The organism is Streptomyces sp. LX-29 (genome assembly GCF_029541745.1).
Taxonomy (GTDB): Bacteria; Actinomycetota; Actinomycetes; order Streptomycetales; family Streptomycetaceae; genus Streptomyces.
Genome location: NZ_CP089746.1, coordinates 7,118,021 through 7,125,171, shown reverse-complemented (window position 1 = coordinate 7,125,171; position 7,151 = coordinate 7,118,021). Strand labels below are relative to the sequence as shown.

The 7,151-nt window shown below is 72.8% G+C and carries 6 protein-coding genes; 1 reads left to right on the top strand and 5 read right to left on the bottom strand.

The features are described from left to right. Positions 1 to 379: 379 nt before the first annotated feature. The 3 genes from LRS74_RS29805 to LRS74_RS29795 form a co-directional block, all read right to left on the bottom strand. Positions 380 to 703 carry a hypothetical protein gene (locus LRS74_RS29805; RefSeq protein ID WP_277743903.1) on the bottom strand — a complete coding sequence of 108 codons (324 nt, stop codon included), beginning with the start codon at positions 701 to 703 and terminating at the stop codon, positions 380 to 382. Positions 704 to 811: 108 nt separating this feature from the next. Beyond that, on the bottom strand, positions 812 to 1,465 hold the full coding sequence (locus LRS74_RS29800; protein ID WP_277744990.1) for an ATP-dependent Clp protease proteolytic subunit: 654 nt from the start codon (positions 1,463 to 1,465) through the stop codon (positions 812 to 814). A gap of 153 nt (positions 1,466 to 1,618) precedes the next feature. Next, complete coding sequence (locus LRS74_RS29795; RefSeq protein ID WP_277743902.1) at positions 1,619 to 2,461, bottom strand: thioesterase domain-containing protein; 843 nt, start codon at positions 2,459 to 2,461, stop codon at positions 1,619 to 1,621. A 117-nt stretch (positions 2,462 to 2,578) separates the two neighbouring features. Between LRS74_RS29795 and LRS74_RS29790 the strand changes: the two genes are divergently transcribed. Then, positions 2,579 to 2,869, top strand: coding sequence for a type II toxin-antitoxin system Phd/YefM family antitoxin (locus tag LRS74_RS29790; protein WP_277743901.1), 291 nt, complete (start codon positions 2,579 to 2,581; stop codon positions 2,867 to 2,869). 843 nt (positions 2,870 to 3,712) lie between these two features. Here LRS74_RS29790 and pcaB read toward each other — a convergent pair. Both pcaB and LRS74_RS29780 read right to left on the bottom strand, forming a co-directional pair. After that, a complete protein-coding gene (gene pcaB, locus LRS74_RS29785; RefSeq protein ID WP_277743900.1) occupies positions 3,713 to 5,206 on the bottom strand; it encodes a 3-carboxy-cis,cis-muconate cycloisomerase in 1,494 nt (497 codons plus the stop codon). Further along, positions 5,203 to 7,146: an FAD/NAD(P)-binding protein gene (locus tag LRS74_RS29780; RefSeq protein WP_277743899.1), complete on the bottom strand. Its 1,944-nt coding sequence runs from the start codon at positions 7,144 to 7,146 to the stop codon at positions 5,203 to 5,205. The genes pcaB and LRS74_RS29780 overlap by 4 nt, the downstream gene beginning before the upstream one ends. Positions 7,147 to 7,151 lie beyond the last annotated feature (5 nt).

The window sequence follows — 7,151 nt, the reverse complement described above, 5'->3', positions numbered from 1 at the left end:
GCAACGCGGAATGCTCTCGACCCGGAAAACCGGAGGCCGCGAGTGAAGATCAACTTCTTTGTAACCCGACCGACGAAGACCAGTCAATCAATTTCCTCGGCGAACCAGTTGAATGTCCGTTATCTCCGGGTATCGACCCATAGAATCCGTCATATTGACGGCATTACGGAGCCACTCGATAACGACGCGTGACCAGCGAGACGCAATCGATGTGATCGGCGAGATAAAAGCAACTAGATGCAGTCTACAACTATTACCTCATGGCAATGCGGCACCCATTCGACCGCGCCGCTTTGGAGTTTCTTTACCGAAGCAGAACGACGGACGGGCACCGACGGCGATCCAAGGCCGTGGGTGCCCGCACAGAAGGAGGTATGTTTCAGGAGGAGCCGCCGGGCGGCACCTCCTCCCCGGAAGGACCGAGACGCGGAAGGAATCGGTCGCCATCAAGAGATTGCAAAGCTTTGGTCATCGTGCGTACATGAATCTCCTTCTCATGACGCTCGAACATCAGAGAAAGCGCGTCACGCAGCGCTCGCGTCTCGGAGACGAGCGCCTGCGCGGCCCGCAGAGCCGTGTACGTCCCCGTAGTCTGGGTGGGGTTGACGCTGCTCAGACGCTTCAGCACTGCCAGGTAGGCATCCACCACCTGGCCTTCGGCCTCGGTGAGAGCCGGGACTCGGGGACCTTCGGAAAACATCATGGACGCGACCTCCTGTCTGTACTCGACTTCTCCATGCCCTCTCGGCGACCTCTCCCGCGCCGGGTGACGGCCGGACCGCGCGCGGCCCGCCGGCACCCGGCACGCCGATTAGCCCAGCTGGTTGTTGCGGGGCACGACGACCTGGTCCACGATTCCGTACTCCAGGGCTTCCTGGGCGGTCAGGATCTTGTCGCGCTCGATGTCCTCGCGGACCTTCTCGAGCGGCGCGTTGGAATGCTTGGAGAGGAGCTCTTCCAGCTGGTCCCGCATCCGCAGGATCTCCGCGGCCTGAATTTCCAGGTCCGAGACCTGGGCGCGCCCCAGTTCGGTGTACGGCTGGTGAATGAGGATCCGGGCGTTGGGCAGCGCCATACGCTTTCCCGGAGTACCCGCCGCCAGCAGCACGGCGGCACCCGAAGCGGCCTGCCCGAGACACACCGTCTGAATGTCGGGCTTCACGTACTGCATGGTGTCGTAAATGGCCGTCAGCGCAGTGAACGAGCCGCCCGGGCTGTTGATGTAGAGGGCGATGTCCCGGTCCGGGTCCATCGACTCCAGGCACACCAACTGCGCCATGACGTCATTCGCCGACGCGTCGTCGATCGGCGCGCCCAGGAAGATGATGCGCTCCTCGAAAAGCTTGGCGTACGGGTCGTATTCACGGGTCCCGTGAGCGGTGCGCTCGACGAATCGCGGCACCACATAGCGCGCCTCGGCGCGGGGCAGTCGGTCGGCGGCGTGGGCGGCGGTGTTCGGATTCACGAAGTCCTCCTGGTTCAACTGGCGGAAACCGCCCGACGGGCGATTGTCGAAGCTACGAAAGGTGCGCACCGCGCGGACCGCGGACCGCGCGAGGCGAGCGAGGTGGTGTCGTGCCGCACCTCGCGGTGTGGGCGGCTACCCGGAAGCGGGCCTTCACCGCTGCGCCGTGGCACCGGCCCCGGCGGAGGCCGCCGGCTCGCCGTGGGGTGCCGGTGTCGCCGCCCAGTCGTCGACGGCCTGGTCGATCACCCGGGCGACGTCGGCGAGCCGACCCTCGTCCATCATCGAGTAGTGCGTGCCGCCGGCCCACGCGACGGGCACCGGACGCCCGACGACCGTGGACCAGCCGAGGCAGTCCGGCGCCGCGTTCCAGCCGGTCTCGTCGCGCGCCCTGATCATCAGCAGCGGCGCGGCACAGGGCCGCGCCTGCCATCCCCCGTCGAAGATCCCCTGATGCCAGGCGTAGACGTCCCAGAAGGGACGCAGGTCCGCGCCGGTCAGACCGGGGGTCTCGCTCGCCACGGCGATGAACTCCGCCGCGTGGTCGAGCAGTTCGTCGACCGAGGTGGCGCCCGTGCCGGAGAGGTCGACCCCGAGGAGGCCGCCCACCTCCGTGACCGGGTCGGTCGTCCGGCCGTCCAGGATGTCGTGGGTCGCGCTGTCCAGGAGGATGACGCCCGCCGGAGCGTGCCCCCGCTCCTCGCTGAGTCGCGCCATCTCCACGGCCACCGGGCCGCTGAAGGACCAGCCGACGAAGATCGGCGTCACGTCGGCGTCGGCCGCGCGGAACTGCGCGAGGTAGGTCTCCGCGATCCCCTCGATGGATCGGGGGGCGGAGGGGTCGATGCCCGACGCCTGGAAGGCGTACACGGAGCAGTCCGAGCCCAGGTGCGGCTGCAGCGCACGGAACGACGCCGCCGATCCGCTCGCCGGGTGGATGAAGACCAGCGCGTGCCGTCCGCTGGACTCCCTGAGACGGACCAGGTTCCCGCCCACTTCAACAGCTCCTTGTCGCTCTCGTACACGGTCGACCGACGGGCAACGCGTGCGTTCCCCCCGGCGAAAACGTTGTCAGCCAAATGTACAGGACGTACAGAACGTAGGATACGCAGCATGGCCTATGAGATTCCGGTGACGCAAGCCAGGTCCGAGCTGGCGGAGCTCATCAACCGCGTGGTGTACGGCGGCGAACGCGTCGTGGTGACCCGGCACGGCAAGCCGCTCGTCGCCCTCGTGTCCGCCGCGGAGCTGGAGCGGCTCGAATCCGCCGAACAGGAGGCTCCGGAGCAGGTGATCGAGACCGTGTCCGTCGTGTCGGACGTCCCGCCCACCCCCGCCGAGCCGCTCCAGTTCGGCCTCGTCGCCGAGTACCAGAGGCCCTACGGGAACTACGGGTCGTACTGAGCCCGTACGGCGCACCCGCGCCGGGACGCACGGGGCGGGCGTCGGTCCGCCCGCGGGCATGCCGAAGCGGCCCTGCCATCGCGGCACGGCCGTGGCGGCTCGGCCCTCGCGACTCGGCCGTGACGGCCGGTCAGCCCCCACGATCGTGGGGAGGCGCCCGATGCGCTCCCGCGGTTGGTGAGGCGTGCGCCACTGTCGAGGGTCGGGCGGGGCGCCAGCCATCCCCCGGGGCGTCTTCGGACACGCCACGACACCGGGAGCGCCCTGAAGGGGCGCGGGGAACTGCGCGACCGGCCACCACGGGCCCGCAGGCGATCGACGCATGTCGCGGCACGTCCCCCGGAGCGCTTACCCGGCTGGCGCCGGGCAGGGCGCGCGTCGTGGGTGCCGGGCGTCGGCGCCGGGCATGGCGCGCGTCGTAGGCGCCGGGCGTCGGCGCGCGTGGTCGGCACCGGGCACAACTCGGGTGGTCGACGCCGGCCACGGCGCACGTCGTTGGGCCGGGCGTTGGTGCCGGGCGTTGGCGCCAGGGCATGGCGCGCGTCGTTGGCGCGCGCGGCCGGCGCCGAACACAGCTCGGGCGGTCGACGCCGAGCATGGCGCACGTCATTGGTGTCGGGCCTTGGTGCCAGGCGGCGGCGCGCGCGGCCGGCACCGAACACAGCTCGGGTGGTCGACGCCGGCCACAGCGCGCGTGGCCGGCGCCGAGCAGGGCGCGTCGTTGGCGCCGGGCGTCGGTGCCGGGCCCTGGCACCTGGCCTTGGTGCCGGGCGTCGGCGCGCCTGGTCGGCGCCCCGCGCACCTCGCGTCGCCGGTGTCGAGTGTGGCGCGCGGCGCCGGTGGTTACCGTGCGGCCGGGTGGGCCGGTGCCTGGTCGGCGGGGTGGGCGTCCGGCTGGGAGAGGGCGCGGTCGACCAGGGTGGCGGCGGCGCCGATATAGCGCTCGGGGGCGCACAGCTCGGCGAGTTCCTCGGCGGTGAGGACGCCCGCGATCTCGGAGAGTCGTCCGAGGGCCTCGGCGAGCGGTCGCCCGGTGCGCCGCGCGGTCGTGGACGCCTCGTCGAGGAGGCGTTTGGCGGCCGTCCTGCCCAGCTTCGGGGCGAGCACGGCGCTGACGCGTTCGGAGACGACCTGGCCGCCGGTGAGGCGGAGGTTGTCGTGCATCCGCTCGGGCCGCACCTCGATCCCCTCGGCCAGCTCCGCCATGGTCGAACCGGCGCCGCCGACCAGGCGCAGGCACTCACGGAGCAGCAGCCACTCCGCGTGCCAGCCGCCGGCGGACCGCTCGTCCTCCGAGACCAGCAGCTGGGTCAGTCCGCCGGCCAGCGCGGGGACTTGGAGCGCGGCGCTGCGGACCAGCGTGGCCAGCACCGGGTTGCGTTTGTGCGGCATGGCCGAGGAGGCGCCGCGGCCGGCCACGGCGGGCTCGGCGACCTCCCCGATCTCGGTCCTGGCCAGGGTCTGCACATCGGCCGCGATCTTCCCCAGGGCCCCGGCGGTGAACCCCAGCGCGGCCGCCAGGTCGGCGATCGGCGTGCGCAGCGCGTGCCAGGGCAGCCGGGGGCGGGCGAGCCCCGTCTCGTCGGCGAACGCGTCGGCCAGCCGTACGGCGTATCCGGCGGGGTCGAAACCCCCACAGCCCTCAGCGCCCTCGGAGCCTTCCGGGAGGGCGGCGGAGTCCAGGCGCGCGTACTCCAGGTATCCGGCCAGCGTGCCGGCGGCGCCGCCGAGCGAGACCGGCAGCCCGTCCCGCTCCACCCGCGCCAGCCGGTCGTCGGCGTCCCGCACCAGCTGGCGCCAGCCGGCCGCCTTGAGTCCGAAGGTGACGGGCACCGCGTGCAGGGCGAGGGTGCGCCCGGCCATCACGGTGTCGCGGTGTTCCGCGGCCAGCCGGGCCAGCGCGTGCGCGGTGCGGCGCAGGTCCTCGCGGATCAGCCGCACCGCCCGGCGCGCGACCAGCATCGCGGCGGTGTCGAAGACGTCCTGGCTGGTGGAGCCGCGGTGGACGTACTCGGCGGCCGTCGGGTCGGCGGCCGCCACCGCCTCGGTGAACATCCGCACCAACGCCACCACGGGGTTGGCCGACTCGCGGGCCGCGACGGCCAGCGCCCGTACGTCCAGCCCGCCCGCCCGGGCCACCTCCGTGATGGTCTCGGCGGCCTTCGGCGGCACGGTGCCCAGGCGCGCCTGCGCCCGGGCGAGCGCGGCCTCGGCGTCGAGCATGGCCGCCAGCCACGCCTCGTCGTCCACCACCCGCTCGACCGGGGTCCCCGCGCGTACCGGGGAGAGCAGCCCGGCGTCCACCGGGGCGTCGGTCCTGTCGGCTCTGCTGTTCATGCGTTCACTCCCAGGGAATCGGTGACGGGCGTCTCCGACTCCCCCTCAGGAGAGGGAAGTTGTCGGATCGCCCGCGCGATCGCGTCCGAATCGCCCAGGGTGACGGAGTCCACGCCGGGACGGATACCGGCGGCGGTCACCCAGTGGACATACTCGGTGGGGACGCCGTAGGCGAACCGGCGCGGATGGGCGCGGCCGTCCGCCTCCACCAGCCGGTAGGGCCGCTCGGTGACCGCGAGCCCACCGGTCTCCCAACTCCCCCCGTCCGTCGACCCGATGCGGTACGGCACCGCGGCTCCGGCGCGCACCAGCCGCAGCAGCAGCGGATCCGCGGTGCGGCGCAGGTCCGGTTCGTGCAGCCGGGCCTCGATCAACGCGGAGCAGCGCACCGGTGGGCCGGGCACCCTCTCGGACGTGGCCACGAACGCCGGCCGCGCGGTGTCGACCCGGATCTCGGTTCCGGGGCCGGTCAGCTCCAGTACCCCCGCCTCGATCAGCGCGATCATCTCCTCGATGCGCGACGCCGGCGGGCCGATGGAGAGATAGGCGTTGAGCGGGGTGTACCAGCCGGCCAACTCGTCGCGGTACGAACCGCCCTCCAGCCCGCCGTGGTCCACCAGCTGCCGCACCTCGTTGCGGAGGTCGCGCAGCACGTCCAGGGCGGCCTTCAGTGGGCCGCCGACGTTGCCCGCCCGGGCCGCGGCCACGTCCCGCGCCAGGTGCTCCAGCAGCCAGCGCCGGAAGTCGTCGCGGTCGGCGAACCGGCGGCCGTCCGTGGGGCGGGAGAGCCGACCCCAGTCCCAGCGGTCGGCGGCCGCGATGCCGTACGCGTCCAGCACCGCGGCCCGCTCGGCGGCGTCGGCCGCGTCCAGGAACCGTCGGGTGAACTCCGCCCGTTCGGCGCCCCGACCGCGGGCCTGGAGGAGGGTGCCGTAGTAGACGGCCTCCACCTCGACGGCGATCAGCGGCCACAGCTCGGCGCCGAAGCGCACCGGCTCGCCCTTCTCGGTCCGCTCGCGCAGCCGGGCGATCAGCTCGGGCGTCAGCAGCCGCGGCAGGTGCCGCTCGGCGACGCCCTTCTCGTTGCGGCCGCGGGCGTGGTACGGGATGCCCCGCCGGGAGCTCGCGTACAGCCGCGGCTCGCGGCCCGACGGGTGGTAGACCAGCCGCTCCCCCACGCGGGCGAAGGCACCGCCCCGGCCCTCGGTCAGCAGCGCCTGGTAGTCGAAGAAGTTCAGCCCCAGGCCGCGGAGGAGCACCGGCTCGCCGGGACCGATGGCCTTCAGGTCGGCGTCGGCCGGGTTGCCGGGGGCGAGGTAGGTGAGGCCCAGGTCGCGGGCGAGGCCCGCGGTGCGCCGCTCCTCGGGCCGCGGGTGGACCGGCACATGGCCCTGCGCCAGCACGACGGCGTCCAGACCGGTGAGCCGGCGCCCGTCGGCGAGCCGCACGGACTGCGCGCCGCCGGGCCGGTCCTCCGTCAGCTCGACGGCGCGCGAGCGGTGCGTCTCGACGGTGACATGGGCGGGGGCGCCCCGCACCACGCGCCGGAACACGGCCCGCAGATAGGCGCCGTAGAGCGCGCGGGTGGGGTAGTCGTCGGGGCCCAGCCCGCGCGCCTCGGCGCGGGCCGGCCCCTCCTCCTCGGGCCCGGCGGAGGCCCACGCGTGGAGACTGGGGCCGGGTTCGATCGGCCCGTCGATCCGCGAGGTGTGGTCGGTGAAGACCGTGATCTGCGAGGAAACGGTGTTCATCAGCAGCCGGCGGGACTGGTCGGTGCGCCAGACGGCGCCGGCGCCCGGCGGGTACGGGTCCACGACGTGGACGGTCAACGGGACCGCCGCCGCGCCCGCGGTCCGTTCCTGGGCACACAGCCGCTCCAGGACCGACAGCCCCCGCGGCCCGGCCCCCACCAGGCATATCACCCTGGGTCTTCTGCTCATGTCGA

Coding starts and splice junctions, on each gene's coding strand:
- LRS74_RS29805 (WP_277743903.1), bottom strand. CDS start 703: ATGATGTTTTCCGAAGGTCCCCGAGTCCCGGCTCTCACCGAGGCCGAA.
- LRS74_RS29790 (WP_277743901.1), top strand. CDS start 2,579: ATGGCCTATGAGATTCCGGTGACGCAAGCCAGGTCCGAGCTGGCGGAG.
- pcaB (WP_277743900.1), bottom strand. CDS start 5,206: ATGAACAGCAGAGCCGACAGGACCGACGCCCCGGTGGACGCCGGGCTG.
- LRS74_RS29780 (WP_277743899.1), bottom strand. CDS start 7,146: ATGAGCAGAAGACCCAGGGTGATATGCCTGGTGGGGGCCGGGCCGCGG.